Origin of the sequence: Microcoleus sp. B4-C2 (assembly GCF_036705265.1) — a bacterium.
Lineage (GTDB): Bacteria > Cyanobacteriota > Cyanobacteriia > Cyanobacteriales > Microcoleaceae > Microcoleus.
Map to the genome: position 1 here is coordinate 1 of NZ_JAUBUB010000090.1, position 2,110 is coordinate 2,110.

The following is a 2,110-nucleotide window of genomic DNA, read 5'->3' on the forward strand; positions in this document are numbered from 1 at the left end:
CGTCCTTTTTGGACGGGCGGGACGCCCATCCCACAATAACAATTAAAATTATAAGTTATTTAATTCGCGATCCTAACAAGTTTAGATCGAACCCATTTCTTGCAGTAATGCCCCCGTGCTTACCCCGTCCGGTTCGGGGCAACCGGGCGTGGGATTGCCCCTACAAATTATTTGGTAACAAGTTTAAAGTAAACCCATTTCTTGTAGTCCCCGGCGCAGGCGTTCTGCTTCAAAGGGGCGGCGCTGTTCGTGAAGGGCGATCGCTCTTTTGAATTCTGCTAAACTTTCTGGCATTTTGCCAATTTTGAGCAAGGCTACTGCCAAGTTTTGATGAGCTTCGGCGTGTTCGGGATCGATTTTTATCGCTTGTCGGTAATAGGCGATCGCATCTGCTAAATTTCCGGCTGCCTTCAGCGTCAATCCTAAATTGTAGTGACCTACTCCAAAATTAGGGTCAATTTTTAAAGCTGCTTTGTAAGCTTTTTCAGCAGATTTCAAATCTCCTTCATCTTTGAGCAAATTGCCCAAATTATTGTAAGCACCCAACTTGAGCGCGGGGAACACATCTGTATTAATTGCCGCTTGATAGTGTTCTTTTGCTTTGGCAAACTGCTGCTGCTGGCGATATGCAATTCCCAAATGATAGTTGAGTTCGTAAAGAATAGAATCATTAATTGCCGCAGCAGTCAAGCCTTTGGTTAATAAATTAATTCCCCGCCCGATTTGCCCGCTTTCTACATACAGCGCACCTAATTTGCTACAAGCATAAGCATCGTTTGGATAATAAGCGATATAGCGTTCCATTGCTGCTTGAGCTTTTTGGAATTTACTTTTTGCTGCGATCGCATCTTTTTGATAACCAGAGTGCCAAATCGCCACATCGGGGAGAGAAGCTATTTTCCAATTTGGTTCCCTCTGCAAAATCTCAGCCACGCTGTCGTCTACCATTGCGTGGTAAGGGCGAGAAAAGCGGATATCGAGGCGATTGCGAAACAAGCGCGACACTAGGGAATAGGGAGATTGAGAGGCACCGATTTCTTGGCGGATGAGATTGATTAGCAGCAGCCGATCGCTCGCAATTGCCGGCTTTATTTGAGGTAGAATCTCCGGTACCAAAACCTCATCGGCATCTAATACCAAAATCCAGTCGCCCTGGGCGTGCTTGAGACACTCGTTGCGCGCCGCTGCGAAGTCATCGCACCATTCAAAGTCATAAACCCTCGCGCCATATCCTCGCGCAATTTCACGGGTGCGATCGCCCGATCCCGTATCCACCACCACCATTTCGTCAACAACACCCTTAACGCTGTCCAAAGTCCGCGACAGTGTTGCCTCTTCATTCTTCACAATCATGCACAGAGTCAGATCCATCGGGCGCAAACTTTCCTCATTTCACAGAAATATTGTAATTTTTTTAACCACCAAAACACAAAAAGTCCCAGAAAAGATTCTCCTATTTCCCTTTTGCTTTGAGCATAAGTACCTTTCTTCCCTCGAAAAAGTGGGTTAACTCTTTTGAGATATTAAAAAGCCTCAAACTCCGACGATTCATGAGAAATTCTACCACTTTCGGTTCATCCCTGCGGTAGAGGTAAGGGCGGGATAGGGGTTGTTATTCTTAGAACATAAGACAAGGCACAAGAAAAGTTTAAGTATTCAGGAGAAAGAGAAATGGGAATTATTGCTTGGATCGTTTTAGGATTGATTGCCGGTGCGCTAGCCAAAGCCATTTATCCGGGAACTCAAGGCGGTGGCTTTCTGGCAACAACAGGTTTAGGAATTTTGGGCGCCCTAGTGGGAGGTTATCTAGGTCAAGTCTTACTGGGGACGAGCGGGGGAGCATCCTTCGGAGCATTGACTCTACCCAGCATAGCTTTTGCAGTCGTAGGTGCGCTAGTTCTACTTTTCATCTGGGGATTGTTAACTCAGCGTGCTGCATAACAAATATTGCCAATTCCCAGTCGATCGACTTTTAGGGTATTCATAAACCCGGTTTCTTCGAGAAACCGGGTTTTTCAGTTGTTTGTAGATGCGTCAATCGATTTTAGATTTTAGATTTTAGATTTTAGATTTTAGAGGCGACCCCACGGATAAATGCGGGGGCAATAAG

Annotated in this window: 2 protein-coding genes; one reads left to right on the forward strand and one right to left on the reverse strand. The window is 45.6% G+C overall.

The features are described 5' to 3' along the window. Window positions 1-183 precede the first annotated feature (183 nt). Window positions 184-1,371: a tetratricopeptide repeat protein gene (locus tag QUB20_RS22350; protein WP_333249476.1), complete on the reverse strand. Its 1,188-nt coding sequence runs from the start codon at window positions 1,369-1,371 to the stop codon at window positions 184-186. Window positions 1,372-1,671: 300 nt separating this feature from the next. Here QUB20_RS22350 and QUB20_RS22355 point away from each other — a divergent pair, with 300 nt between their 5' ends. Beyond that, entirely contained in the window at window positions 1,672-1,941 is a 270-nt protein-coding gene (locus tag QUB20_RS22355) for a GlsB/YeaQ/YmgE family stress response membrane protein (protein ID WP_333052822.1), read from the forward strand. Window positions 1,942-2,110: the final 169 nt, after the last annotated feature.